We start from the raw sequence: 25,360 nt of genomic DNA, 5'->3' as shown, positions 1-25,360 counted from the left end.
CCCACCGGTGGACCTGCGCAAACCCTTGCTGCAATCTGCCAGAATCGGCTGTCCTGTCTTGTCTGGAAGCCGATCAACGATGACTGCTGCCGCGCCGCTCGCTGCTCCCATCAATTCGCCTGCGCGCGTGCTGTTCGCCAGCCTGATCGGCACCACGATCGAGTTTTTCGATTTCTATATCTACGCCACCGCCGCGGTGCTGGTGTTTCCCACCCTGTTCTTTCCGGCGGGCGATGGCAGCGCGGCGATGCTGCAGTCGCTGGCGACGTTTGCAGTGGCTTTCGTCGCGCGGCCGGTGGGCTCGGCGGTGTTCGGCCACTTCGGTGACCGGATCGGGCGCAAGGCCACCCTGGTGGCGGCGCTGCTGACGATGGGCTTGTCCACCGTGGCGATCGGCTTGCTGCCCAGCTACGCCCAGATCGGCGTGTTCGCCCCAGCGCTGCTGGCCTTGTGTCGCTTCGGCCAGGGCCTGGGTCTGGGGGGCGAGTGGGGCGGGGCCGTGCTGCTTGCCACCGAAAATGCACCGCCGGGCAAGCGCGTGTGGTACGGCATGTTTCCGCAGTTGGGTGCGCCACTGGGCTTTCTGCTGTCCACCGGCACCTTTCTCGGCATGGGCGCGGTGCTCGACGATGCGCAGTTCATGCAATGGGGCTGGCGGGTGCCGTTCCTGGCCAGCGCGCTGTTGGTGCTGACCGGTTTGTGGGTACGCCTGAGCATCACCGAGACGCCGGATTTCCAGAAGGCCCTGGACCGCAAGACCCGTGTGCGCCTGCCCTTGGGCACGGTGATCTCGCAGCACTGGTCGGCGCTGATCATCGGCACGCTCGGCGCGTTCGCCACCTTCGTGCTGTTCTATCTGATGACGGTCTTCGCGCTGGGCTATGGCACCAAGACCCTGGGCTACGACAAGGAGCAATTCCTGTTGTTGCAGATGGCCGGCATCGTGTTTTTCGCGATCGGCATTCCGCTCTCGGCCAGGTTTGGCGACCGGCATGGTGCGCCGCTGGCGATGATGCTGGCCAGTGTTGCGATCATCGCGTTCGGGTTGGCATTCGCGCCGCTGTTCCAGGCCAATCACCCGCTGCAGGTACTGGCATTTCTGGGGCTGGGCTTCTTCTTCATGGGCCTGACCTACGGCCCCTGCGGCACGTTGCTGGCCGAGCTGTATCCCACCGAGGTGCGCTACACCGGTGCCTCGCTGTCGTTCAACCTGGCCAGCATTCTCGGTGCGGCGCCGGCGCCGTACGTGGCCACGCAACTGGCCGCACGCTTTGGCGTGCAGGCGGTGGGGCAGTATCTGGGCGGCGCTGCGGTCGTGAGCCTGGTGGCGTTGATGGCCGCACGTACGATGCGGCGCCGTTCGGCATCGGCGATTTCGACCTAGCCAGCGCGGCAGCGGAGCCGACGCGTCTCAGCTGGCCAGGCGCACCTGGTTACGGCCGCCGGCCTTGGCCAGGTACAGGTATTTGTCCGCTTCGCCCAGCAGGTGGTGCAGCGACTGGCCGTCTTCGGTGGCGATGCACACGCCGATGCTCACCGTCATGCTGAGGGTTTCATTGCCGATCCGCACGCGCAGCGCGCTGATGCGCTCGCGCAGGGTTTCGAAGTAACTGGTGGCGTTGGCGGCATCCAGCCCCGGCACCAGCAGGCAGAATTCCTCGCCGCCGAAACGTGCCACCAGATCCTGCGGCCGCGCATGGCTGGAGACCGATGCGGCCACCGCCCGCAGCGCCTGGTCGCCGGCTTCGTGGCCCCAGGTGTCGTTGATGTGCTTGAAGTGGTCGATGTCCAGCATCGCCGCGGTGACCGTCTGCTCCTGCGACAGCAGGGTGGGGATCACCCGCTGGCTCTGTTCCAGGAAATAGCGCCGGTTGGGCAGGCCGGTGAGGAAGTCGCGGGTGGCCAGGTCCTGCAGCGTGCCGATCAGTTCCAACTGGTCCACATTCTGCGATACGCGGCAGAAGAATTCTTCGCGCGAAAACGGCTTGCGCAGGAAGTCGTTGGCGCCATTTTTCAGGAAGCGCGGGATCAGCGACGAATCGCTGTTGCCGGAGATGCCGATCACCGCGACCTTGTCGCGCGAACGGATCGCGCGCAGCCGGCGGGTGAATTCCACCCCTTCCATACCGGGCATTTCCTGGTCGACGATGGTCAGGCGGATACCGGGATCGCGCTCGATCGCCTGCAGGCCGGCCGCGCCGTCGGCCGCCAGCACCACGCGGTAGCCGTACATGGACAACAACGCGGCTGCATAGGTCCGTGCAGACAGGGAATCGTCCACCACCAGCGCCGCGATGCGGCGGTTGCGTTCCAGACGCTGCACCAGCCAGGCCAGATACTCGATGCTGCCGGGCGCGTTCTTGAGCACGTAATCGATGATCTGCTGCTGCAGCACGCGCTGGCGCAGGTCCTCGTCATAGACGCCGCTGACCACCACGGTGGGCAGTTTGCGCGAAAGGAAAAATTCCACGACCTTGTCGCGGTCGCCGTCCACCAGCACCAGACCGGTCAGAACCAGAAACCAACCGTCTTCTTCGTCCAGTACGCGGGCCGCTTCCGCCAGGGTCGACACGACCGTGACCGGCAGTTCCACACGTTGCTCGATGGCTTCGCGCAGCATGCTGGTGAAGGTGCGCGAGTTCTCCACCAGCAACACGCGTTGCGGCAGGACTGCGCTTTCGCTATTGCGATGTAGGGTACCTGGGGACATCGGCTGGCCGTGCGGATCGAACCGTCCTACCGGCTAACGGCCCGGTTCGCCAAAACTTGAGCGCCGCGTCTCAAAGTGCCCAAGACCGCGCCCCTCTCACCACAATGCATCGCGCAGCCGGTACCAGCTCATCGCGGCCACCAGCAGCGGGGTACGCAGCAGGCGTCCACCGGGAAAAGGCCGATGCGGGATGCGCGCGAACACGTCCAGCCGTCGGCTCTGGCCGGCGATGGCTTCGGCGATGACCTGGCCGGCCAGCCCGGTGGCGGCGACGCCATGCCCGGAGAATCCCTGGGCGAAATACACGTTGGACCCCAGCCGTCCCCAGTGCGGGGCGCGATTGCGCGAGATGTCCACGTAGCCGCCCCACAGCGTTTCCAGCGGCACGTCGTGCAGTTGCGGGAAGACCGTGTGCATGCGCCGGGTCATCAAGCGATCCAGCCCGGGGGGCGGGCGCGATGAGTAGCTGGCGCGTCCGCCGAACAGCAGCCGGTGGTCGGCGCTGAGCCGGTAATAATCCAGTGCCCAGTTGGTGTCGGCGACCGCCATGTCGTTGGCGATCAGCGCGCGCGCGCGGGCTGCGCCCAGCGGCGGCGTCGCGCCGACATAGGTGCCGACCGGCATGATGTGGCGTTCCAGCGTTGTGGACATGCCCTGCAGCAGGGCGTTTCCGGCGATCACGCCGAAGTCGGCGCTGACGCTGCCCTGGTCGGTCTGCATCGTCACGCGCGCGCCATGTTCCAGGCGGGACACCGCCGAGGCCTCGTGGATGCGCACGCCGGCCGCCAGCGCTGCGCGTGCCAGGCCCAGTGCGTAGGCCAGCGGATGCAGATGGCCGCTGGCCGGGTCGAACATCGCGCCCAGGTAGAGCGGGCTGTCGAGCACCTGCCGGGTACGCGCGCGGTCCCACCATTCCAGCGGGTAGTCATAGCGCTCGGCCATCCGCACGATGCCGTGCTGCAGGGCCTGCACCTGGCGCGGTTTCAGCGGCACATGGGCGTGACCGTCGCGCCAGTCGCAGGCGATGGCATGACGCGCGATGCGCGCGCGCAGCAGGTGCATGCCGTCGCGCGAGAAGTCGAACAGCAGCCGCGCGTCGGCATCGCCGACCAGCGCTTCCAGGGTTTCCTGCTCGCAGCCGTAGCCGACGATGGCCTGGCCGCCGTTGCGCCCGGAGGCGCCCCAGCCGATGCGCCTGGCTTCCAGCACGATGACGGAGTAGCCGGCCTCGGCCAGGGCGAGCGCGGCGGTGAGGCCGGTGTAGCCGGCGCCGAGGATGCAGACATCGGCACGTGCGGCGCCCTGCAGGCGCGGTTGTTCCGGCAAGGGCGGCGTGCTGCGCGCGTACCAGCTGTCGGGATAGCCATTGCCCGGCGGATCGGCAGGCGGCAGGGGCGTGCCCGGGCCGTCCATCAGACGATTCGCAGATACCGGGCGTAGTCCAGATCCGGCACCAGCGCCTGGTAGTCGAGCAGCTCGCGCTGTTTCTGCTGGCCAAATACATGCTGGAACTGGCTGCCGAACTGCGCGCCGACGAAGTCGCTGGCGCCGAATGCATCCACTGCGCCCTGCCAGGTGCGCGGCCGGAACACCGCTTGCGCATAGGCATTGCCGGTGACTGGCGCGGTGGGTTCGCCGGGGTGTTGCAGGCCGTCCAGCATGGCGGCAAGCACGGCGGCGGCGGCCAGGTACGGGTTGGCATCGGCACCAGCGATGCGGTGTTCGATGCGGGTGTTGCGTGCATCGCTGTGCGGGATGCGCAGCGCCACGGTGCGGTTGTTGAAGCCCCAGCTTGCATCCAGTGGCACGAAGGCGTTGCTGACGAACCTGCGGTAACTGTTGGCGTGCGGTGCGAACATCAGCAGCGAGGCATCGGCATGCCGCTGCAGGCCGGCGATGGCATGGCGCAGGCGGTCGGCGGGCACATCGACGTTGCCGGCAAACACGTTGTGCCCGTCGGCATCGAGCAGGCTCACATGCAGGTGCAGGCCGCTGCCGGCCTGGCCGGGAAACGGCTTGGCCATGAAGCTCGCAAGCTTGCCCTGCTGCTGCGCAATCGCCTTGATGGTGCGCTTGAGCAGGAGTGCCTCGTCGCAGGCGGCCACCGCATCGGCGCGATGCTGCAGGTTGATTTCGAACTGGCCGGGCGCGTACTCGGCCACGGCGGTGTCGGCCGGGATGCCTTGCTGCCGGCAGGCGGCGGTGACCGCGTCGGTGAACGTGCGCTGGTCGTCCAGGTCCTGCAGCGAATACACCTGGGTACTGTCGCTGCGCGCACCGGTCTGCGGGTCGCGCGGTGTTTGCGGACGCCCTTGTGCATCGGGCACCGCATCGAACAGGTAGAACTCCAGTTCCACTGCAATCACCGGTGTCAGGCCGAAGGCGGCGAAGCCGTGCAGCACGCGCTGCAGGACCGCACGCGGTGCAACCTCGAACACGCTGCCGTCCGGCTGATGCATCGCCAGCAGCAGCTGTGCCATCGGCCGCGGTGCCCACGGCACCGGGCGCAGCGAGCCTGCAATGGGCCGGCAGATGCGATCGGCATCGCCGATGGCATAGCCCAGCCCGGTTTCCTCGACGGTATTGCCGGTGATGTCGGTGGCGATCAGCGACATCGGCAGGCACACCCCGTCGCGATAGATCTTGCCCAGGACCTCGGCTGTCACGCGTTTGCCACGCAGCACGCCATTGGTGTCGGGCAACAGCAGGTCGACCGCCTCGCAGCCATCGATCCGCGCCAGCGTGGCGGCATCGGTGGCGGGCAAGCACGCGACGGAGTTCTCGGAAACCATGGGGCACCACCTGCAGGGTCGCTGCCCAGACTAGCAAAGCGCACGTGATCTTTCGCAATCGTGCGCGTGCCGACCCTGGCAATGCCGCTGGCTGCGCGGTAAGTTCGCAGGCATCCACGACAGACCCTCAACCCGTGGCGAAGACACGCTGACGTTGCGTCGCGATCGGACGCATGCAATGCCACGCACGATTGCAAACACGCGCCACCCTGTGGCCAGCACATTGCCAGCGCCTGCCTGACGGTGAGCGCACCCGTTTCCCTGCCGCGTACAACCGGAATATCCAGCATGGCTGTCGTTCCCCTGGTCGGGTTGCCGACCGATCGCATCCAGCAAGGGCCGCATCCGTTTCTGGCCACCGGCGAAAAATACATCCGCGCGGTGGTGGACGCGGCCGGCGCAATGCCGGTGCTGTTGCCGAGCCTGCAGCCGGCGCTGGATGCGGGGGTCTGGCTGGATCGCCTGGATGGCCTGTTGCTGACCGGCGCGGTGAGCAATGTGGAGCCGCATCACTACAGCGACGAGCCGAGCTGGGAGGGCAATCCGCATGATCCGGCGCGCGATGCCGCCAGCCTCGGGCTGATTCCGCAGGCACTTGCGCGCGGCCTGCCGGTGCTGGCGATCTGCCGCGGGCTGCAGGAGGTCAACGTAGCGATGGGCGGGCGCCTGCATCAGCGCGTGCATGAGGTGCCCGGTCTGGCCGATCACCGCGAAGACCGTACCGCGCCACTGGACGCGCAGTACGGCCCGGCGCATCCGGTGCAGCTGCAGGCCGGCGGCCTGCTGGCCGGCATCAGCGACAGCGCGCAGGTGGCGGTGAACTCGCTGCACGGGCAGGGCATTGCGCGGCTGGCCGACGGCCTGCTGATCGAGGCGACCGCGCCGGATGGCCTGATCGAAGCCTTTCGCGGCCCCGGGCCGGGCTTTTTGCTCGCGGTGCAGTGGCATCCGGAGTGGCGTGTCACACAGCATCCGTTCTACCGTGCCATCTTTCAGGCCTTCGGCGAGGCCTGTCGCCAATATGCCGCCCGACGCGGTCAGTGAGGTTGCATGTCCATCCGCACACGTTCGCGCACGTCCACGCCCAAACAGCCCGAAAGCGCCCTGCGCCGCTGGCTCAAGGAGCGCCACATCACCGAGGTCGAGTGCCTGGTGCCGGACATCACCGGCAATGCACGCGGCAAGATCATTCCGGCCGACAAGTTCTCGCACGACTACGGCACCCGCCTGCCGGAAGGCATCTTCGCCACCACCGTCACCGGCGATTTCCCGGACGATTATTACGCGCTGACCTCGCCATCGGATTCGGACATGCATCTGCGCCCGGACGCGTCCACCGTGCGCATGGTGCCGTGGGCGGCCGATCCTACCGCGCAGGTCATCCACGATTGCTACACCAAGGATGGGCAGCCGCATGAGCTTGCCCCGCGCAATGTGCTGCGGCGCGTGCTGGAGGCGTATGCCGAAGCCAGGCTGCAACCGGTGGTGGCGCCGGAGCTGGAATTCTTCCTGGTGCAGAAGAACACCGATCCGGATTTCCCGTTGTTGCCGCCGGCCGGGCGCTCGGGGCGTCCGGAGACGGCGCGGCAGTCGTATTCGATCGATGCGGTCAACGAGTTCGACCCGATCCTGGACCTGATGTACGACTACTGCGATGCGATGGAGCTGGACGTGGATACGCTGATCCACGAATCCGGCGCCGCGCAGCTGGAGGTCAACTTCACCCATGCCGATGCGCTCTCGCGCGCGGACCAGGTGTTCCTGTTCAAGCGCACCATGCGCGAGGCCGCGCTGCGGCATGGCGTCTATGCGACGTTCCTGGCCAAGCCGATGGAGACCGAGCCGGGCAGTGCGATGCACATCCACCAGAACCTGCTGCATGCCGGCACCGGCAAGAACGTGTTCAGCGGCAAACGCGAGGGCGGCTTCAGCGACACCTTCGCGCATTATCTGGGTGGCCTGCAGAAGTACATTCCGATGGCGATGGGGCTGCTGGCGCCCAACGTCAATTCCTACCGGCGGCTGATGTTCGGCGAGGTCTCGCCGAGCAATGTGCTGTGGGGCTTCGACAATCGCACCTGCGGGCTGCGCGTGCCGATCGATGCACCACAGAACATGCGGGTGGAAAGCCGCTTTGCCGGCTCCGACGCCAATCCGTATCTGGCAATGGCGGCGACCCTGGCCTGCGGGTTGCTCGGCATCCGCGAGAAGCTCGAGCCGACTGCGCCGATCAGCAGCAACGGCAAGGAGCAGGGCTACGATCTGCCACGCTCGCTGGGCGAGGCACTGGACGGACTGGAGGGCTGCGAGGCCTTGCAGGACATGCTGGGGCAGCGCTTCGTGCGCGCCTATATCTCGGTGAAACGGAAGGAATACGAGACCTTCTTCCGGGTGATCAGTTCGTGGGAGCGCGAGTTCCTGTTGTTGAATGTGTAAGGCGTATGCGCGTCGCGCAGCGTGCCGCACCGTTCCCTTCTCCCACCGGGAGAAGGTGCCCGAAGGGCGGATGAGGGGAGGTCGTCTGGCAATGGCTCGAACCCACGTGCACTGCTAGCGTCCGACGCGTTCTGCGCCAGCTGCTTTTTATGACGCCACTGCATTCGCGCCACTGGCGTGAGCCACCTTCCGGAGCAAGCCGTGCACCCCACCGCGTTGAAAACCTTGCAGCAACTCGATGCCGCCCATCACCTGCATCCGTTCAACGACAACGCGGCATTGGCCGAGCAGGGCACGCGCATCCTGACCCGCGGCGAGGGCGTGTATGTCTGGGACGCGCAGGGCAACAAGCTGCTGGATGCGTTCGGCGGCCTGTGGTGCGTGAATGTGGGCTACGGGCGCACCGAGCTGGCGCAGGCCGCAGCGCGGCAGATGGAACAGCTGGCCTACTACAACAGCTTCTTCCAGTGCACCACCGAGCCCACCATCCATCTGGCCGCCAAGCTGGCGGAGCTGGCGCCGGGCGATCTGAATCACGCGTTCTTCGCCAACTCCGGGTCGGAGGCCAACGACACCATCCTGCGCCTGGTGCGGCATTTCTGGGCGGTGCAGGGGCAGCCGGAAAAACGCATCTTCATCGGCCGTCACGACGGTTACCACGGCACCACCATGGCCGGTGCCAGCCTGGGTGGCATGAAAGGCATGCACAGGCAGGGCGGCTTGCCGATCCCGGATATCCACCACATCGCGCCGCCGTATCACTTCGGCGATGGCGGCGACATGGACCCCGAGGCCTACGGACTGCTGGCGGCACGTCGGCTGGAAGACCGGATTCTGCAGCTCGGGCCGGAACACGTAGCGGCGTTCATCGGCGAACCGATCATGGGCGCGATCGGGGTGTACATCCCGCCGCGCAGTTACTGGCCGGAAATCGAACGCATCTGCCGGCGTTACGACGTGCTGCTGGTGGCCGACGAGGTGATCTGCGGGTTCGGGCGTACCGGTGCCTGGTTCGGCGCGGAGTATTTCGGCTTCCAGCCCGACGTGATGACGCTGGCCAAGGGCATCACCTCCGGCTACATCCCGTTGGCAGCGGCAATGTTCAACGATCGCGTGGCCGGTGTGCTCAAGGCGCAGGGCGGCGAGTTGGCGCATGGCGGCACCTATGCGGGGCATCCGGTCTGCGCGGCGGTGGCACTGGAGAACCTGCGCCTGCTGCAGGACGAGGGCATCGTGGAACGCGCGCGCACCCACATCGCACCGTATCTGGCGCAGCGCTGGGCCGAGCTGGGCGAACACCGGCTGGTGGGGGAGGCGCGTATCGCCGGGCTGGTCGGGGCACTGGAATTGGTGCCGGACAAACGCCGGCGCGGCGTCTACTTTCCCGAGCGCGGACGGGTCGGCGCCCTGTGCCGCGATTTCGCGCTGCGGCGCGGGCTGATCCTGCGTGCCACCCATGACGCCATGCTGCTGTCGCCGCCGTTGATCATCACCCGCGAACAGGTCGACGAACTGTTCGACAAGGCCTGGGCGGCGCTGGACGATACCGCGCAGGCGCTGGGCGTCGGCGCGGCGTAAGCCCTGCCGGCGCAGCTCCCGAGGCTGAAGGTCTCGCGCGCATGTGCAAAGGGCGGCGGGCCGGTGCGATTCCGGCATCGGCCGTGCCCGCCTGCCGCAGTGCACGCGGGAATTGCGCCACGCCACGCTGTGCAAACACAAACACCATGGGTAGGCTGGACCTCCGACCGGCCGTACACCGGTCCGCCCTGATCGCGCTGCCCTGGAGACCCGCATGACGCTGCGACTGCTCGCCCTGACGCTGTCCACCACCTTGCTGGCCGCCTGCGGTGGCCGCAATGCGCCCGGCGACGCCGAGGCGCAGGCCAAGGTGCTCAATGTCTACAATTATTCGGACTACATCGCCGAAGACACCATTCCCGCGTTCGAAAAGAGCACCGGCATCAAGGTCACCTACGACGTGTTCGACAGCGACGAGATGGTGGAAACCAAGCTGCTCGCCGGTGGCAGCGATTACGACGTAGTGGTGCCCACGCTGAACTTCTTCGGCCGGCAGATCCAGGCCGGCGTGTTCCTGCCGCTGGACAAGGACAAGATCCCCAATCTGGCCAATCTGGACCCGGACATCATGCGGCGCATCGCCGCGCAGGATCCGGGCAATGCCTATGGCGTGCCGTACATGATCGGCACCACCGGCATCGGCTACAACGTGGACAAGCTCAAGGCGATCTTCGGCAGCACTGAGGTCGCCAACAGCTGGGATCTGGTGTTCAAGCCGGAAAACCTGTCCAGATTGAAGGACTGCGGCGTGACCCTGCTGGACACGCCCTCGGACCTGATTCCGATCGCGCTCAACTACCTGGGCCTGGATCCGCACAGCAGCGCACCGGCCGACATCGAAAAGGCCGCCGCGCTGATCAAGACGATCCGCCCGTATGTGCAGAACTTTCATTCCAGCCAGTACGTGACCTCGCTGGCCAACGGCAACACCTGCCTGGCGGTGGGCTGGTCGGGCGACATCATCCAGGCGCGCGACCGCGCGGTGGAAGCCGGCAACGGCATCAAGGTGGCCTATGTGATCCCCAAGGAAGGCGCGCCGCAGTGGTTCGACATGCTGGCCATTCCCAAGGACGCCAAGCACCCGGACAACGCCTACGCCTTCATCAATTATCTGTTGAAGCCGGAGGTGGCCGCGGCCAACAGCAACTTCATCCACTACGCCAACCCGGTGCGCACCGCCACGCCGCTGGTGGACGCGGCGATCCGCAACGACCCCACCATCTACCCGCCGCCGGAGGTGACCGCCCGGATGTTCACCTATGCGATCAATCCGCCCGAGGTGGACCGGCTGTATACGCGGCTGTGGACCGAGATCAAGACCGGGCGCTGACAGCCGCCATCGCTGCTTTATTCCTGTAGGAGTGTCCGCCGGCGTCTGTCCGAAGTCCTAGCGGACGCTGACTGCGGTCATCACGCAATCTGTACCGGGCGGTTCAAATAATTGTATGGTTGCGCCGCCTTCGCCGAACCGCTGATGCGGCCCCGTCGTCGCGCGCGCCTCGCCCACGACACAGGACACCCCACCTTGAGCAATCACGACCAGCAGTCCAACGACGGCCAGCCTTCGGGCACGGATGCGCAAGGCAGCGGCGCGCACGACGAGCAGGAGCCACCCAAGCCCTCGCCGTTGAAGAATCCCAAGGTCAAGTGGACGCTGATCGTCGTCGGGGTGCTGGTGGTGGTGCTGCTGGTGATCTGGCTGGCCTATTACCTGATCAAGGGCCGCTACATGCAGGACACCAACAACGCCTATCTGCAGGCCGATTCGGTCGCCGTGGCGCCGCGGGTCAGCGGCTACGTGACCAAGGTGATGGTGAGCGACAACCAGATCGTCGAGGCCGGCCAGCCGCTGCTGCAGATCGACGACCGTACCTACCAGGCCACGCTGCAGCAGGCCGAAGCCGCAATCGCCGCGCGCCAGGCCGATATTGCCGCTGCCACCGCCAATGTCTCCGCACAGGAGTCGGCGCTGGTGCAGGCACGTAGCCAGGTGAGCTCGGCAGCGGCGAGCCTGACGTTTGCCCAGGCCGAAGTGAAGCGCTTCGCGCCGTTGGCCGCCTCCGGCGCGGACACCCACGAACACCAGGAAAGCCTGCAGCACGAACTGCAACGCGCACGCGCGCAGTACCAGGCCGCGCAGGCGCAGGCCAAGGGTGCGCAAAGCCAGATCCTGGCCAGCAACGCGCAACTGGAACAGGCCCAGGCCGGCGTCAAGCAGGCCACTGCCGACGCCGACCAGGCCCGCGTGGCGGTGGAAGACACCTTGCTGACCAGCCGCATCCACGGCCGCGTCGGCGACAAGACCGTGCAGGTCGGCCAGTTCCTCGGGGCGGGTACCCGCACCATGACCATCGTGCCGCAGGAATCGCTGTACCTGATCGCCAATTTCAAGGAAACCCAGGTCGGGCTGATGCGTCCCGGTCAGCCGGCCGAAATCGAGGTCGATGCCTTGTCGGGCGTCACGCTGCACGGCAAGGTCGAGAGCCTGTCGCCGGGGACCGGCTCGCAGTTCGCGCTGCTGCCGCCGGAAAATGCCACCGGCAACTTCACCAAGGTGGTGCAGCGCGTGCCGGTGCGCATCCGCGTGCTGGCCGGCGAGGAGGCGCGCAAGGTGCTGGTGCCGGGCATGTCGGTCGAGGTCACCGTGGACACGCGCTCGGCCAAGGACGCCAAGCAACGGGCCGAGGAGGAATCCGATCGCGTGCAGGCGCAGGAGCGCGCGCAGTGAGTGCAGCGGCGGCCACCGGCCCGCGTGCCGGCGGCAGCGCGCAACGCGAGAAGGCCGAGCCGGGCGCCTGGCTGGCGGTGCTGGCCGGCACCATCGGCTCGTTCATGGCGACGCTGGACATCTCCATCGTCAATGCGGCGCTGCCCACCATCCAGGGCGAGGTCGGCGCCAGCGGCACCGAAGGCACCTGGATCTCCACCGCGTATCTGGTGGCCGAGATCATCATGATCCCGCTGACCGGCTGGTTCGTACGCACGCTGGGCCTGCGCAACTTCCTGCTGATCTGCGCGGTGATGTTCACCGCGTTTTCGGTGGTGTGCGGGCTGTCGACCTCGTTGACGATGATGATCATCGGCCGCGTGGGGCAGGGCCTGGCCGGTGGCGCGCTGATTCCCACCGCGCTGACCATCGTCGCCACGCGCCTGCCGCCCAGCCAGCAGACCATGGGCACCGCCCTGTTCGGCATGACCGTGATCATGGGCCCGGTGATCGGCCCGCTGCTCGGCGGCTGGCTTACCGAAAACGTCAGCTGGCACTACGCGTTCTTCATCAACGTGCCGATCTGCGTCGGCCTGGTGGCCTTGCTGCTGCTCGGCCTCAAGCATGAGAAAGGCGATTGGGCCGGCCTGCTCAATGCCGACTGGCTGGGTATCTACGGCCTGACCGCCGGCCTGGGCGGGCTCACCGTGGTGCTGGAAGAGGGCCAGCGCGAGCGCTGGTTCGAATCCAGCGAGATCAACACGCTCAGCGTGATCGCGCTCAGCGGATTTGCTGCACTGGTCGTGGGCCAGTTCCGCAAACGGCCGCCGGTGATCCACCTGTCACTGTTGCTGCATCGCAGTTTCGGCGCGGTGTTCGTGATGATCATGGCGGTGGGCATGATCCTGTTCGGCGTCATGTACATGATTCCGCAGTTCCTGGCGGTGATCTCCGGCTACAACACCGAGCAGGCCGGCTACGTGCTGCTGCTGTCGGGCCTGCCGACCGTGCTGCTGATGCCGATGATGCCCAAGCTGCTGGAGGTGGTGGACGTGCGCATCCTGGTGATCGCCGGGCTGATCTGTTTTGCCGCGGCCTGCTTTGCCAATCTGTCGCTGACCGCCGACACCGTCGGCATGCATTTTGTCGCCGGCCAGTTGTTGCAGGGCTGTGGCCTGGCGCTGGCGATGATGTCGCTGAACCAGGCGGCCATCTCCTCGGTGCCGCCGGAGCTGGCCGGCGATGCGTCCGGCCTGTTCAATGCCGGCCGCAACCTGGGCGGCTCGGTGGGGCTTGCGCTGATCTCCACCTTCCAGGAGCGCCGCATGACCTTCCATACCGAAACCATCGGCAGTGCGATCACTGCCAATTCCTCGCGCGCGCAGGATTTTCTTTCCGGCCTGACCGCGCAGATGCAGGGCAGCGCCGGCGGCGAGGCGGCCATTCGCTCGGTTGCGCAGCTGGCGCGCCTGGTGCAGCAGCAGGCCCTGGTGATGACCTATAGCGATCTGTTCTGGATCTTCGGCGTGATCGTGGTCTGCACGATTCCGCTGGCCTTTTTGCTCAAGCCGTTACCCAAGGGGGCGCACCTTGCAATGCACTGATTCCATGCGCCTGATCCGCATGCCGCTGGCCGCGGCGTTGAGCGTGGTCCTGCTCGGCGGCTGCATGCTGGGTCCCAACTACACCAAGGCGCCGGCAGTGGCCGATGCGGCGATGCAGGCGCCCGCATTGCATCGCGCCAGTGACGCCGACGTGGTCGCTGCCGCGCCGCTGAATCACTGGTGGGAGGAGTTGCACGATCCGACCCTCACCCAGCTGGTCACCCAGGCCCTGGCCGACAGCCCCAACCTGCGCGCGGCGCAGGCGCGGCTGCGCGCCAACCGCGCACTGGCCAGCCAGCGCCGTGCCGAGCGCCTGCCCAAGCTCAATGCCAGCGCGGTGTATGCGTATGCCGAGCCGCCGCAGACCATTGTCGATACGCTGGGCGGCCTGCAGAATGGCCAGAACGGCCAGCCACCGGCCCAGGGCAGCGAGGCGCTGGATCTGGAAAAGACCCAGATCTACAGCGCCGGTTTCGATGCCAGCTGGGAGCTGGATTTCTTTGGCCGCCGCCGTCGCGCCGCCGAAGGCGCCCTGGCGCAGGCACAGGCCTCGGAAGCCGAGCTGGCCGATGCGCAGGTGCAGCTGGCGGCCGAAGTGGGGCAGGTGTACCTCAACTACCGCGGCCTGCAGGCACGGCTGGCGATCGCCGATGCCAACCTGGACAAGATCGGGCAGACCCTACGCCTGACCCAGCAGCGCCGCGCGCGTGGCGCGGCCTCGGACCTGCAGGTCGAGCAGATCGCCACGCAGGTGCAGCAACAGGAAGCGCAGCGCCTGCCGCTGGAGATGCAATCGCAGGAAGCGCTGGACCAGCTGGCGCTGATGGTGGGGCGCGCGCCCGGCGCGCTGGATGCGCAGTTGCGCGCGCCGCAGCCGTTGCCGATGCTGCCCACGCAGGTGCGCGTGGACGATGCCGGCGCCCTGATCCGTCGCCGCCCCGATGTGCGCAAGGCCGAGCGCGAGCTGGCGGCCTCCAGCGCGCAGATCGGCGAGGCGTTGAATGGCTATTTCCCGCAAGTGACCTTGCTGGGCGGCCTGAGCTGGGTGGCCGGTTCGCCCAGCGATTTCAATTCCGACGCGTTGACCACGCTGGCGGTGCCGATGCTGCGCTGGTCGATCTTTGATTTTGGCAAGACCCGCGCGCAGGTGGAGCAGGCGCGTGCCGGCAACGCCGGCCGCGAGGCGGCCTACGAGGGTGCGGTGCTGGCGGCATTGCAGGACGCCAACTCCGCGTTGTCGCGTTTCGGCTCGGCGCGCAAGCAACTGGTGGTGGCGCGGCAGGCCGAAGCCTCGGCAACGCGTTCGGCCGGGTTGATGCAGCAACGCCGCGATGCCGGTGCCACCTCGTCGATCGATCTGCTCGACGTGCAACGCCAGCAGCTGTCGGCGCAGGACGCTGCCGCACAGGCGCAGGTGCAGTTGCTGGTGAACTACGTCGCGCTGCAGAAGAGCCTGGGGCTGGGCTGGAGCGCGCCGGTGCAGGAGGCACGCTGATCGCGACCGGTCGCGGCGGGCATGGGCACGCTGGTCCTGGCAGGGTGCTGCCCAGCTGCGCTACCCGCGCTGGCAGGTGCGCATCAGACATGCCGCGTCGGCGTCAGCTGGTGGCAGAGCACGCGATCGAACTGAAGGGGACCGGTGCCGACATTCGCACCGGGCACTGGCGGCCCCGGCGTCTTGCGGTGCACAGTCATTGCCGGGCCACGCTTCGCAAACGAGAGGGTTCATGGCACTTACCCAGGCCGCAGCGGCGCCGCTTTCCGCTGGCGACAACGCCTATCTGAGCATCAGCGAGGTCCGCAAGGAGTTCGACGGCGTCGTCGCGGTCGACGAAGTCAGCCTGCAGATCCGCAAGGGCGAAATCTTCGCGTTGCTGGGCGGCTCGGGCAGCGGCAAGTCCACCTTGCTGCGCTGCCTGGCCGGCTTCGAGCGGCCGACCAAGGGCCGCATCGTCCTCGATGGCCAGCCGATCGACGCGCTGCCACCGTACGAGCGGCCGATCAACATGATGTTCCAGTCGTATGCGCTGTTTCCGCATATGAGCGTGGAGCAGAACATCGCCTTTGGACTGAAGCAGGAAGCCCTGCCCAAGGCCGCAATCGCGGCGCGCGTGGGCGAGATGCTGGAGCTGGTGCAGCTCGGCAGCCTGGCCAGGCGCAAGCCGCATCAACTCTCCGGCGGCCAGCAGCAGCGCGTGGCGCTGGCGCGTTCGCTGGCCAAGCGGCCCAAGTTGCTGCTGCTGGACGAACCGATGGGCGCACTGGACAAGAAGCTGCGCTCGCAGATGCAGCTGGAGCTGGTCAACATCATCGAGACCTCCGGCGTCACCTGCGTCATGGTCACCCATGATCAGGAGGAGGCCATGACCATGGCCACCCGCATCGCATTGATGGACCAGGGCTGGATCCAGCAGGTCGGCACCCCGGACGAAATCTACGAGCAACCGGCCAACCGCTTCGCCGCCGAATTCATCGGCTCGGTCAATCTGATCGATGCGGTCATCGTCGAGGACAAACCGGACCACGTCAGCCTGAAGGCCCCGGCATTCGACGCCAGTATCCGGGTCGGCCATGGCATCACCGGTTTCGAAGGGCAGGCGGTGGCGTTCGCGCTGCGTCCGGAAAAACTGGTCATCGGCAAGGAGGAACCCGCCCAGCCCTGCAACAAGGCGCAGGGCGTGATCGAGGACATCGCCTATTTCGGCAGCCACTCGGTCTACCACGTGCGTCTGCCCGGTGGCTTCAAACTGATGGCCAACTTCGCCAATCGGCAGCGCTGGGCCAGCGAAGCGCTGACCTGGGGCGACACCGTATGGCTGAGCTGGGGCGAGGACGACGGCGTGGTGCTCACCGCATGAGGCGCCGCCTGTTCCGCGCAGCAGTGCCGGGCGCGCGCTGGGGCGTGATCGCCGCACCGTATCTGTGGCTGCTGGTGTTCTTCGCGATCCCGTTCCTGATCGTGCTGAAGATTTCTTTCGCCGAGCGCGCCACCGCAATGCCGCCGTACACGCCGCTGTTCGCGGCCGATGGCGCGGTGAGCGTCAAGCTGCATCTGGGCAACTATCTGGTCATGCTGCACGACAGCCAGTACCTGGCGGCGTATGCGAGTTCGATCAGGATCGCCGCGCTGTCTACAGTGTTCGCGCTGTTGATCGGCTACCCGATGGCCTATGTCATTGCGCGTCTGCCGCTGGCCACGCGCAACGTGGCGATGATGCTGGTGGTGCTGCCGTCGTGGACCTCGTTCCTGGTCCGCGTGTACGCCTGGATCGGCATCCTCGACGGCAACGGATTGCTCAATCAGGCACTGCTGGCGCTGGGAGTGATCCGCCAGCCGTTGCAGTTGCTGTACACGCCGCTCGCCGCCTATATCGGCATCGTGTACTGCTATCTGCCGTTCATGGTGCTGCCGTTGTACGCCAACCTGGTCAAGCATGACCAGCGCCTGCTCGAAGCCGCCTACGATCTGGGCGCGCGGCCGTGGCAGGCGTTCGTGCGCATCACCTTGCCGCTCTCGCGCAACGGGATCGTGGCCGGCTGCATGTTGGTGATGATTCCGGCGGTGGGCGAATTCGTGATTCCGGAAATGCTGGGCGGGCCGGATACCTTGATGATCGGCCGCGTGCTGTGGGGCGAGTTCTTCAACAATCGCGACTGGCCGGTGGCCGCTGCGGTGGCCACGGTGATGTTGCTGCTGTTGCTGGTGCCGATCGTGCTCTTCCACCGTTATCAGCAGCGCGAGCTGGAAGGGCGGCTGACATGATGCGCGCCTGGCGCGGTGGTCGCGTGCTGGGTGGCAGCGTGCTCGCGCTGGGCTTCGGCTTTCTGTACCTGCCGATCCTGTTGCTGATGGTCTACTCGTTCAACGCCTCGCGGCTGGCGATGGTGTGGGGCGGATTTTCCACGCGCTGGTACGGTGAATTGCTGCGCGATCGCCAGCTGCTGGATGCGGCCTGGGTCAGCCTGGAAGTCGCGTTCTGGACAGCCGGGGCATCGACGGTGCTGGGCACGATGGCGGCGCTGGCGATGGTGCGCATGCGGCGTTTCCCCGGCAAGACCCTGTTCGGTGCGCTGATCACCGCACCGTTGGTGATGCCGGAGGTGATCATCGGCCTGTCGATCCTGTTGTTGCTGGTCTCGATGGGCGGCGTGCTCGGCATCGCACCGCGCGGCGCGGTGGCGATCTGGGCGGCGCATGTCACCTTCACCGTCTCGTTCGTCACGGTGGTGATCTCCTCGCGCCTGCAGGAACTGGATCGCTCGTTGGAAGAAGCGGCGATGGATCTGGGCGCGACACCGCTGAAGGTGTTCTTCCTGATCACCTTGCCGATCATCGCCCCCGCATTGGCATCGGGCTGGCTGCTGGCGTTCACGCTGTCGCTGGACGACGTGGTGATCGCCAGCTTCCTGGCCGGGCCCAGTTCGACCACCTTGCCGATCAAGGTGTTCGCGTCGGTGCGGCTGGGCATCAGCCCCAAGATCAACGCGCTTGCCACGCTGATGGTGCTGGCGGTGTCGATCGCCGCAGCGATCGGCTGGTGGCTGCTGGCGCGCAGCGAAAAACATCGTCAGCGCGATGCGCAACTGGCGCTGCAAGCTGCTTCCTGAGCAGGCACCAATATGAGTGTGGCGAATGCATCGCTACCAGCGGCGGCCAGACGGCTGCGAACGCCGACGCCACCGACATCCACGATGGCTGCACGCCGATTGCGGACGCCTGATGCGGCCACCGGACGCCGGGCACGGCAGTTGGTTGGGCCGCTGTTACCTGGCCGGAGGCGTGTATCCGCTGTCCCAGGGCTGCGGCTTGGTCAGGTAGCACTGATACTCGGCGCTGATGTCGTAGCCCTGTTGCTCGACCTTGGGTTGTTCGTCGGCGCGATCCTTGTCCTTGTTCTTTCCGTCGTCCTTGGATTTCTGCCTGCTCGGATAGATCGTGACCATGTTCGGCGACGAGTGCGCGGTAACGAATTGGCGGATGGCAGTGTCCGAGCAGGCCCGCAGTGCCTGTTCCTCGCAGGGTTGGCTGGGATTGGGCAGCGTGTTGGTGCAGCTCACGGTGACAAATCCGTTCGGACCCGGACGCGGGCCGTGCAGCATGTCCTGCAGGACGGCGCACCCCGGCAGGCAGGCGCCGATGCCAAGTACAACTAGAACAATCAGATCCCGGCGCATCGTGGTGGTCTTCCGTGAATGGATGAAGCTGCCAAGTGCCGAATGCTAGAGCATTTTTGTGCGGTGGGACGGTCGGGACAGGGCAGGCCGCTTTCGTTAGCGTGGCTGGGAGCGTTGCTCCGGTTGCCAGTGATCCGCGAGCGGTGCGATGGAGGTGCGGCATTGCGTCGCGGCGTGGGTAAACACAGCGTTGCAGCGATTTGCTGCGGTTGTGACGCGGCTGCAACTTCCCGACGACTAGCATGACGGGCCTGTAACAGGAGACCGTCATGTCCTACGACACCGTCAACCCGGCCAATGGCCAGGTCGAGCACACCCAGCACATCCTGGACGCCGCCGCCATCGAGGCGCGTCTGGCTGCTTCCGCCAAGGCATTCCCGCAGTGGGCGGCGCTGCCGTTGGCCGAGCGCGGCGCGCTGTTGCGGCGCGTGGGCGACGAGCTGACCCGGCGGCGCGACGAGTTGCAGCGCATCATGACCGCCGAGATGGGCAAGCTGCGGCACGAGGCGCTGGCCGAGGTCGACAAGTGCGCACAGGCCTGCGCCTATTACGCCGAGCATGCGGCCGAATATCTGGCACCGCGCGACATCCCGACCGAGGCGCAGTCCAGCTATGTGCGCTACGAGCCGCTGGGTTGCGTGTTTGCGGTGATGCCGTGGAATTTCCCGCTGTGGCAGGCGTTTCGTTTCCTCGCCCCGGGGCTGATGGCCGGCAATGTCGCGCTGCTCAAGCACGCCAGCAATGTGCCGCGCTGCGCCGATGCGATGAAGCAGGTGCTCGATGCCGCCGGTATTCCGCCCGGCGTGTTCGACGTGCTGCATATCGACAACGACCAGGCCGCAGATGTGCTGCGTGACGATCGCATCGCCGCGGTGACGCTGACCGGCAGCGAGCGCGCCGGGCGGTCGCTGGCTGCAAATGCGGGCGATCAGTTGAAGAAGTGCGTGATGGAACTGGGCGGCAGCGACGCGTTCGTGGTGCTGGAAGACGCCGACCTGGAGCACACCGTCGCTTCAGCCGTGCAGTCGCGTTTCGACAACAGCGGGCAGACCTGCATCGCCGCCAAGCGCTTCATCGTGGTGGACGCCATCGCCGATCGCTTCATCGAACGCTTCGTGGCCGCCGCGTCCAAGCGCGTGCTCGGTGACCCGCAGCAGGAGGGCACCACGCTGGCGCCCATGGCCCGCGCGGATCTGCGCGACGAGTTGCACAAGCAGGTACAAGCTAGCGTGGAAAAAGGTGCCAAGGTGCTGCTGGGCGGCGAACCGGTACCTGGTTCGCATGCCGGCTATCCGGCCACCATTCTCGATCACGTCGCCCCGGGCATGCCGGCCTACGAGGAAGAATTCTTCGGTCCGGTGGCCTCGGTGATTCGCGTGCGCGATGAGGCCGAGGCGGTACGCGTGGCCAACGACACCAGCTTCGGCCTGGGCGGCAGTGTGTGGACTTCCGATGCCAAGCGCGGCGAGCGCGTGGCGCAGCAATTGCAGTGCGGCGCGGCGTTCGTCAATTCGGTGGTCAAGAGCGACGTGCGCCTGCCGTTCGGCGGCATCAAGCGCTCCGGGTTCGGCCGCGAGCTGGCCGAGCACGGCATCCACGAGTTCATGAACATCAAGACCATCTATGTGGCTTGAGTGCGGGGATTGGTGAGTCGGGATTGGGGATTCGTAAAAGCAAGCCGCCTCCTTCTCCCGCCGGGAGAAGGTGCCCGAAGGGCGGATGAGGGTACGTCATCACGCGATGATGCCGACGCCTTCAAACCAGCCAGTGCAGAGCCAGCGCGCCCTTGCAGTGCGGGAACCTACAGCAGCTCTGTGCCAAAGCAACACCCAGCAGTCAGAAACCCGCTCGAACCAATCCCGAATCCCCACTCCCGAATCCCGGCCGCAACGCGGCCTACAGCCACCGCGCATGCTTGAACAGGCGATACAGCACCAGGCACGAGGCGACCACGCCGGCGACCAGCAGCGGGTAGGCGTAGCGCTTGTCCAATTCGGGCATGTGGGTGAAGTTCATGCCATACCAGCTGGTGATCAGGGTGGGGGCGGCCAGCAGCGCGGCCCAGGCGCCCAGGCGCTTGACGGTTTCGCCCTGGGCCAGGGTCACCATCGACAGGTTGACGCTCAGCGCGGTGCCCAGCATCTCGCGCAAGGTGTCGATGGCGTCGTTGATGCGCACCGCGTGATCCAGCACGTCGCGCAGGTAGATGCCGACTTCGTCGTGGATCAGCGAGCCCGGGTTGCGCTTGAGGTGCGAGAGCACGTCCTGCAGCGGCGCCACCACCAGCCGCATCTTGTTGAGTTCGCGCTTGAGCTCGTACAGGCGCACCACGGTTTCGCGCTTGTAGTTGTCGGCAAAGATGTCCTTTTCCAGGCCTTCCAGCGTGTCGCGGAACTCGTCCATGATCGGCAGATAGTTGTCGACCACGAAATCGAGTACACCGTACAGGCAGAACGAGGCGCCCATGCGCAGCATGGCCGGTTCGCGTTCGACCCGGTGCCGCACCGGCGTATACGACAGCGATGCGCCATGGCGCACCGTCAACAGAAAGCGCGCGCCCAAAAACGCGTGCGTCTCGCCGTAGCGGATGCGCTCGTTGACCAGCTGCGCGGTATTGACCACCACGAACAGGGAGTTACCGTAGCTCTCGGCCTTGGGGCGCTGGTGCGCCTTGAGGGCATCCTCGATGGCCAGATCGTGCAGGCCGAACTCGTCCTGCAGTTTGTGCAGTACCGATTCCTGCGGCTCGTACAGCCCCACCCAGACGAACCCATCCGGGCGCTGCAGCACGTCGCTGATCTGCTCCAGGCTGATGTCGTGGCGTTCGCCCTCACCGTCGTAATAGGCACAGGTGATGACGCAGGAGGGGTTGTCCGGATGGCGGCCGTGGTGGTTCATGGACGCATCCTGGATCAGCGCGTGCGCACGGACAAGTCACGCCGCCGCAAGGCGATGGCGAGCGCGGTGTGGATGGGCAACAGCAGCAGCACCCATTGCAGGTTGTCCTGCGCCTGGAACGACAGCCAGTGGATCAGCAAGGCCAGCAGGGCCGAGCCGGCGACCAGCCAGCGCAGCACGTCGAACCAGCGTCCGGGCCGGCGCCCGCGCAGCAGGGCGATGCCGCCGACCAACAGCAGCACGCACAGCGGGTTGACCAGCAGCAGGTTGCGATTGGCCCAGGCTGATTGATGCACGGTGAAGCCCCACAGATACACCAGCAGGCCGCCGCCGATCGCGCACAGCAGCCAGTACGGCAGGGCGAAAGCGGCGAGCACGCGCTGCCGGCGACCGAGCGCCAGCACGCCGGCAGCGACGATCAACCCGGTCAGCAACCATGGCCACCAGTGCCGTTGCTGTTCGGCCGGCTCCGGTGCGATGCGATGCGGCAACAGCACCTGCGTGGACTGCACCAAAGGGCGGCCGGCGCTGTTGTGCACCTGGGTCAGGCTGTCGGCCAGCCGCATCGGTACGAAGGCTTCTTCCCAGCGCGACAACGGGCGGTCGGCGTACGGCCCCAGGCCCAGGTCGAAGCCCAGCCACATCCACGGGGCGGGAGAGGCCAGGCGTACTGCCTCGCTGCGGTAGGTATTGCCACGCGAGCGCCCGGCCAGTTGCGATTTCAATGCGCCGCCCATCGCCCGGTCCAGCGTGTCGCGGACCATCGTGGCGCAGTTGGCCACGAAATAATCGTAGTGGTAGCGCGCGTTCTCGGGCCGGCTGCGGGCGGCCAGCCCGTCGGCCAGCGCGCGCGCCTGGTCCGGTGGCAGATCCAGCCACTGGATGCTGACGCCGCGGCCGACCGCGCGATATTGCTGCAAGTCTTCGTCCAGCGGCAACGCAACCAGGTAGTACATCATCTCGCCACGCGCGAAACGCGGAACGAAATCCGGTTCGCTGGGATCGAAGAAGCCGAAGTTGTACGAGGTGGCCTGCCCGGTGACCGGATCGACCACCACGATGGCATCGTGACCGAAGCGCTCGAAGAACACCTCGCCCGGCTGCATGGTGACCACGCCGACACGCGGTGCCGACGCAGCCGGTTGGGCAGGGGCCTGATCGGCGACCTGGGCAACGGCGGCAGGCGCCACCAGCAGTGCAAGCAACAGCAGCAGACAGGACGCCGCCCATCGCCGAACCCTGCCGCGGCCTGTTGCTGCAGCAGTCATGCGGTGCGAAAGGTTCAAGCGTCGTCCTGCGGGTCTGGCGGCAGGATGGTCACGTGGAAGGCGTGCACGCGCCGCGCATCGGCCTTGGCCACGCGGAACGCAAAGCGCCCCAGCGTCAGCTCCTCGCCGGTTTCCGGCAGATGCCCGATCGCATCGGTAACCAGGCCGCCGACGGTGTCGTACTCGTCATCGGGGAAGTCGGCGCCAAAGCGCTCGTTGAAGTCCTCGATCGGCGTCAGCGCATCTACCACATAGCGGCCGTCGGCCTGGATGGCGATCAGCGAATTCTCTTCCTCCGCATCGTCGTGCTCGTCGTCGATCTGGCCGACGATCTGCTCCAGCACGTCCTCGATGGTGACCAGCCCGGCGACACCGCCGTACTCGTCCACCACGATGGCCATGTGGTTGCGCGACAGGCGGAATTCCTTGAGCAGGACGTTGAGCTTCTTCGACTCGGGGATCAGCACCGCCGGGCGCAGCAGTTCGCGCACATTGCCGGGGCCGTTGTCGGCAACCACGCCGCGCAACAGATCCTTGGCCAGCAGGATGCCGAGCACTTCGTCCTTGTTCTCGCCGTGCACCGGGAAGCGCGAATGGCCCGATTCCACCACCTGCTTCATCAGGTCGATGAAACGGGCTTCCACCGGCAGCGAGACCATCTGCGAGCGCGAGATCATCACATCGCCCACGGTGAGCTCGGACACGGAGATCGCGCCTTCCATCATGCGCAAGGTGTCTGCGGCGATCAGGCCGTCCTGTTCGGCGGTCCGCAGCAACGCGACCAGTTCGTCGCGGGTATGGGGCTCGCCAGAGAAGGCAGCGCTCAGGCGCTCGAGCCAGCTACGGCGTTTTTCGGGTGTTTCTTGGGATTGGCTACTGTCGTCTTCGGACATCGTGACGGGGGGCGGCGCCCGGCAAACCAGGCGATAGCAGGCAGTCTAACAGGAAGCCGCTAAGGCGCTGTAGACGGGGCGGGGCGGGCACCGCGTCAGGGCAGGTCCAGGCTGTAGCCGCAGCCGACCACGGTCTTGCCCGGATGTGACTTCACGTTGGAGACGCTGAGCACGATCGATTCGATCATCGCCTCGCCGGTCTTGGGGTTGGTGGTGTCTTCGCTGACCAGCTCGCGGCCGTACATGACCTTGTCGGCGTTATCCACGCCCAGTTCCAGGTTCAGCTGCTTGGCCAGCGGGCGCGGGTCGGGCAGGTCCAGCAGCGCCATGACGCTGGCGCCGGAAAACGCGATATGGGTGGTGCGGTGGCCGAACACGCTGATCGGCGTGTTGAGCGTGTACTCGGTCATGAACAGGTTGGCCTGTTCCAGCGGCGTCCAGCCCAGCGCCACCGCCTTGAGCGGGTCGGCCAGCACCGGCGCCAGCGCGTTGAAGTCGCCGATGCGCTGGCGGCATTCGATCAGGGCCGGCAGGTCCGGACGCACTGGCGCGGTCTGGGCCCGGGCGCCGGAGCAGGCCAGCAACAGCACCGCGGTGGCGACACAGGCCCGCATCAGTGCTCTCCCGCATAGGGATCGTCGATGCCGAGATCGGCCAGGATCTCGCGTTCGAGTTGCTCCATTGCGTCGGCTTCCTTGTCGTCCTCGTGATCCCAGCCCAGCAGGTGCAAGGTGCCGTGCACGGTCAGATGGGCGTAATGGGCGGCCAGCGACTTGCCTTGTTCGGCGGCCTCGCGCGCCACCACCGGTGCACAGATCACCAGATCGCCGAGCAGCGGCATCTTGATGCCCTTGGGCAGGCCCTCGGGCAACTCGGCCGGAAAACTCAGCACATTGGTGGCGTAATCCTTGCCACGGTAATGGTGGTTGAGCGAGCAGCCTTCCTTCTCATCGACAATGCGCACCGCCAGATCGGCCTCGCGGATGCGCCCCTTCAGCGCGGCCGCCACCCATTTGCGAAAACTTACCGCCGACGGCAGGCCTGCGCGCGGCAGCGCGTAACTGACAGCGACGTCGAGGCGGACAGGTCCACGGGTCATGGGGAGAGTTTCCTGGGCTGGGGTCAGTGCGTGCACGTGATCAGCAGTATCACCGCAGGCCCGTTGGCCACGCGGTAGCTCGAACTTCCGATCGGGCCGCGCCCGCAGCCGTGATTGTAATCCCGCACCCGCAAGCTTGAGAACGAATCCTGGCTGGTCATGCAGCCAGACCGCACGCGATCGGGATGCCCGGCGACGGC

21 protein-coding genes are annotated in these 25,360 nt (G+C 66.5%); 12 read left to right on the top strand and 9 right to left on the bottom strand.

From position 1 onward, the window contains the following. The first annotated feature begins 79 nt into the window (after positions 1–79). On the top strand, positions 80–1,384 hold the full coding sequence (locus H7A87_RS11820) for an MFS transporter (protein ID WP_119128623.1): 1,305 nt from the start codon (positions 80–82) through the stop codon (positions 1,382–1,384). 27 nt (positions 1,385–1,411) lie between these two features. Here the strand turns inward: H7A87_RS11820 and H7A87_RS11815 are convergent, their stop codons facing one another. The 3 genes from H7A87_RS11815 to H7A87_RS11805 all read right to left on the bottom strand — a co-directional run bounded on the left by H7A87_RS11815 (position 1,412) and on the right by H7A87_RS11805 (position 5,502). After that, positions 1,412–2,710 (bottom strand): diguanylate cyclase, encoded by a 1,299-nt coding sequence (locus tag H7A87_RS11815; protein WP_047125193.1) that lies wholly within the window; start codon positions 2,708–2,710, stop codon positions 1,412–1,414. A gap of 96 nt (positions 2,711–2,806) precedes the next feature. Continuing rightward, a complete protein-coding gene (locus H7A87_RS11810; RefSeq protein WP_119128624.1) occupies positions 2,807–4,123 on the bottom strand; it encodes an FAD-binding oxidoreductase in 1,317 nt (438 codons plus the stop codon). Continuing rightward, a complete protein-coding gene (locus H7A87_RS11805; RefSeq protein ID WP_119128625.1) occupies positions 4,123–5,502 on the bottom strand; it encodes a glutamine synthetase family protein in 1,380 nt (459 codons plus the stop codon). The genes H7A87_RS11810 and H7A87_RS11805 overlap by 1 nt, the downstream gene beginning before the upstream one ends. A 288-nt stretch (positions 5,503–5,790) precedes the next feature. Between H7A87_RS11805 and H7A87_RS11800 the strand changes: the two genes are divergently transcribed. From H7A87_RS11800 to H7A87_RS11755, 10 genes are all read left to right on the top strand, one after another. After that, positions 5,791–6,546, top strand: a complete 756-nt coding sequence (locus tag H7A87_RS11800; RefSeq protein WP_119128626.1) for a gamma-glutamyl-gamma-aminobutyrate hydrolase family protein — start codon at positions 5,791–5,793, stop codon at positions 6,544–6,546. 6 nt (positions 6,547–6,552) lie between these two features. Next, complete coding sequence (locus H7A87_RS11795; protein ID WP_119128627.1) at positions 6,553–7,938, top strand: glutamine synthetase family protein; 1,386 nt, start codon at positions 6,553–6,555, stop codon at positions 7,936–7,938. 201 nt (positions 7,939–8,139) lie between these two features. Beyond that, positions 8,140–9,516 carry an aspartate aminotransferase family protein gene (locus H7A87_RS11790; protein ID WP_119128628.1) on the top strand — a complete coding sequence of 459 codons (1,377 nt, stop codon included), beginning with the start codon at positions 8,140–8,142 and terminating at the stop codon, positions 9,514–9,516. A 214-nt stretch (positions 9,517–9,730) separates the two neighbouring features. Beyond that, positions 9,731–10,846: a polyamine ABC transporter substrate-binding protein gene (locus tag H7A87_RS11785; protein WP_119128629.1), complete on the top strand. Its 1,116-nt coding sequence runs from the start codon at positions 9,731–9,733 to the stop codon at positions 10,844–10,846. Between the two features lie 195 nt (positions 10,847–11,041). Beyond that, complete coding sequence (locus tag H7A87_RS11780; RefSeq protein ID WP_104649074.1) at positions 11,042–12,244, top strand: HlyD family secretion protein; 1,203 nt, start codon at positions 11,042–11,044, stop codon at positions 12,242–12,244. Beyond that, positions 12,241–13,827 carry an MDR family MFS transporter gene (locus H7A87_RS11775; protein ID WP_104582146.1) on the top strand — a complete coding sequence of 529 codons (1,587 nt, stop codon included), beginning with the start codon at positions 12,241–12,243 and terminating at the stop codon, positions 13,825–13,827. Before H7A87_RS11780 ends, H7A87_RS11775 begins: the two co-directional genes overlap by 4 nt. Before the next feature lie 4 nt (positions 13,828–13,831). Next, complete coding sequence (locus tag H7A87_RS11770) at positions 13,832–15,322, top strand: efflux transporter outer membrane subunit (RefSeq protein WP_180496647.1); 1,491 nt, start codon at positions 13,832–13,834, stop codon at positions 15,320–15,322. Between the two features lie 232 nt (positions 15,323–15,554). Then, on the top strand, positions 15,555–16,685 hold the full coding sequence (gene potA, locus H7A87_RS11765) for a polyamine ABC transporter ATP-binding protein (protein ID WP_119128631.1): 1,131 nt from the start codon (positions 15,555–15,557) through the stop codon (positions 16,683–16,685). Then, on the top strand, positions 16,682–17,590 hold the full coding sequence (locus H7A87_RS11760; RefSeq protein WP_119128632.1) for an ABC transporter permease subunit: 909 nt from the start codon (positions 16,682–16,684) through the stop codon (positions 17,588–17,590). Before potA ends, H7A87_RS11760 begins: the two co-directional genes overlap by 4 nt. After that, positions 17,587–18,435 carry an ABC transporter permease subunit gene (locus H7A87_RS11755; RefSeq protein ID WP_119128633.1) on the top strand — a complete coding sequence of 283 codons (849 nt, stop codon included), beginning with the start codon at positions 17,587–17,589 and terminating at the stop codon, positions 18,433–18,435. The genes H7A87_RS11760 and H7A87_RS11755 overlap by 4 nt, the downstream gene beginning before the upstream one ends. Before the next feature lie 156 nt (positions 18,436–18,591). Here H7A87_RS11755 and H7A87_RS11750 read toward each other — a convergent pair whose 3' ends face one another. After that, positions 18,592–19,002, bottom strand: a complete 411-nt coding sequence (locus H7A87_RS11750; protein WP_104649069.1) for a hypothetical protein — start codon at positions 19,000–19,002, stop codon at positions 18,592–18,594. Between the two features lie 269 nt (positions 19,003–19,271). Between H7A87_RS11750 and H7A87_RS11745 the strand changes: the two genes are divergently transcribed. Continuing rightward, a complete protein-coding gene (locus H7A87_RS11745) occupies positions 19,272–20,636 on the top strand; it encodes an NAD-dependent succinate-semialdehyde dehydrogenase (RefSeq protein WP_119128634.1) in 1,365 nt (454 codons plus the stop codon). A 262-nt stretch (positions 20,637–20,898) separates the two neighbouring features. Here H7A87_RS11745 and H7A87_RS11740 read toward each other — a convergent pair whose 3' ends face one another. The 5 genes from H7A87_RS11740 to ybeY form a co-directional block, all read right to left on the bottom strand. Further along, positions 20,899–21,900 (bottom strand): magnesium and cobalt transport protein CorA, encoded by a 1,002-nt coding sequence (locus H7A87_RS11740; RefSeq protein ID WP_119128635.1) that lies wholly within the window; start codon positions 21,898–21,900, stop codon positions 20,899–20,901. Positions 21,901–21,914: 14 nt separating this feature from the next. Further along, complete coding sequence (locus tag H7A87_RS11735) at positions 21,915–23,168, bottom strand: DUF4105 domain-containing protein (protein ID WP_232087977.1); 1,254 nt, start codon at positions 23,166–23,168, stop codon at positions 21,915–21,917. Between the two features lie 14 nt (positions 23,169–23,182). Continuing rightward, on the bottom strand, positions 23,183–24,061 hold the full coding sequence (locus H7A87_RS11730; RefSeq protein WP_016901625.1) for a transporter associated domain-containing protein: 879 nt from the start codon (positions 24,059–24,061) through the stop codon (positions 23,183–23,185). Between the two features lie 95 nt (positions 24,062–24,156). Further along, on the bottom strand, positions 24,157–24,675 hold the full coding sequence (locus H7A87_RS11725; RefSeq protein ID WP_119128637.1) for a hypothetical protein: 519 nt from the start codon (positions 24,673–24,675) through the stop codon (positions 24,157–24,159). Beyond that, complete coding sequence (ybeY, locus tag H7A87_RS11720; RefSeq protein WP_104582154.1) at positions 24,675–25,160, bottom strand: rRNA maturation RNase YbeY; 486 nt, start codon at positions 25,158–25,160, stop codon at positions 24,675–24,677. The genes H7A87_RS11725 and ybeY overlap by 1 nt, the downstream gene beginning before the upstream one ends. Positions 25,161–25,360 lie beyond the last annotated feature (200 nt).

This window comes from Xanthomonas sp. CPBF 426 (assembly GCF_903989465.1).
Taxonomy (GTDB): Bacteria; Pseudomonadota; Gammaproteobacteria; order Xanthomonadales; family Xanthomonadaceae; genus Xanthomonas; species Xanthomonas euroxanthea.
Note: the sequence above shows the minus strand (reverse complement) of the source record. Positions and strands in the feature narration are given on the sequence as shown.

Coding starts and splice junctions, on each gene's coding strand:
- H7A87_RS11820 (WP_119128623.1), top strand. CDS start 80: ATGACTGCTGCCGCGCCGCTCGCTGCTCCCATCAATTCGCCTGCGCGC.
- H7A87_RS11815 (WP_047125193.1), bottom strand. CDS start 2,710: ATGTCCCCAGGTACCCTACATCGCAATAGCGAAAGCGCAGTCCTGCCG.
- H7A87_RS11810 (WP_119128624.1), bottom strand. CDS start 4,123: ATGGACGGCCCGGGCACGCCCCTGCCGCCTGCCGATCCGCCGGGCAAT.
- H7A87_RS11805 (WP_119128625.1), bottom strand. CDS start 5,502: ATGGTTTCCGAGAACTCCGTCGCGTGCTTGCCCGCCACCGATGCCGCC.
- H7A87_RS11800 (WP_119128626.1), top strand. CDS start 5,791: ATGGCTGTCGTTCCCCTGGTCGGGTTGCCGACCGATCGCATCCAGCAA.
- H7A87_RS11795 (WP_119128627.1), top strand. CDS start 6,553: ATGTCCATCCGCACACGTTCGCGCACGTCCACGCCCAAACAGCCCGAA.
- H7A87_RS11785 (WP_119128629.1), top strand. CDS start 9,731: ATGACGCTGCGACTGCTCGCCCTGACGCTGTCCACCACCTTGCTGGCC.
- H7A87_RS11770 (WP_180496647.1), top strand. CDS start 13,832: ATGCGCCTGATCCGCATGCCGCTGGCCGCGGCGTTGAGCGTGGTCCTG.
- potA (WP_119128631.1), top strand. CDS start 15,555: ATGGCACTTACCCAGGCCGCAGCGGCGCCGCTTTCCGCTGGCGACAAC.
- H7A87_RS11760 (WP_119128632.1), top strand. CDS start 16,682: ATGAGGCGCCGCCTGTTCCGCGCAGCAGTGCCGGGCGCGCGCTGGGGC.
- H7A87_RS11755 (WP_119128633.1), top strand. CDS start 17,587: ATGATGCGCGCCTGGCGCGGTGGTCGCGTGCTGGGTGGCAGCGTGCTC.
- H7A87_RS11750 (WP_104649069.1), bottom strand. CDS start 19,002: ATGCGCCGGGATCTGATTGTTCTAGTTGTACTTGGCATCGGCGCCTGC.
- H7A87_RS11745 (WP_119128634.1), top strand. CDS start 19,272: ATGTCCTACGACACCGTCAACCCGGCCAATGGCCAGGTCGAGCACACC.
- H7A87_RS11740 (WP_119128635.1), bottom strand. CDS start 21,900: ATGAACCACCACGGCCGCCATCCGGACAACCCCTCCTGCGTCATCACC.
- H7A87_RS11735 (WP_232087977.1), bottom strand. CDS start 23,168: ATGACTGCTGCAGCAACAGGCCGCGGCAGGGTTCGGCGATGGGCGGCG.
- H7A87_RS11730 (WP_016901625.1), bottom strand. CDS start 24,061: ATGTCCGAAGACGACAGTAGCCAATCCCAAGAAACACCCGAAAAACGC.
- H7A87_RS11725 (WP_119128637.1), bottom strand. CDS start 24,675: ATGCGGGCCTGTGTCGCCACCGCGGTGCTGTTGCTGGCCTGCTCCGGC.
- ybeY (WP_104582154.1), bottom strand. CDS start 25,160: ATGACCCGTGGACCTGTCCGCCTCGACGTCGCTGTCAGTTACGCGCTG.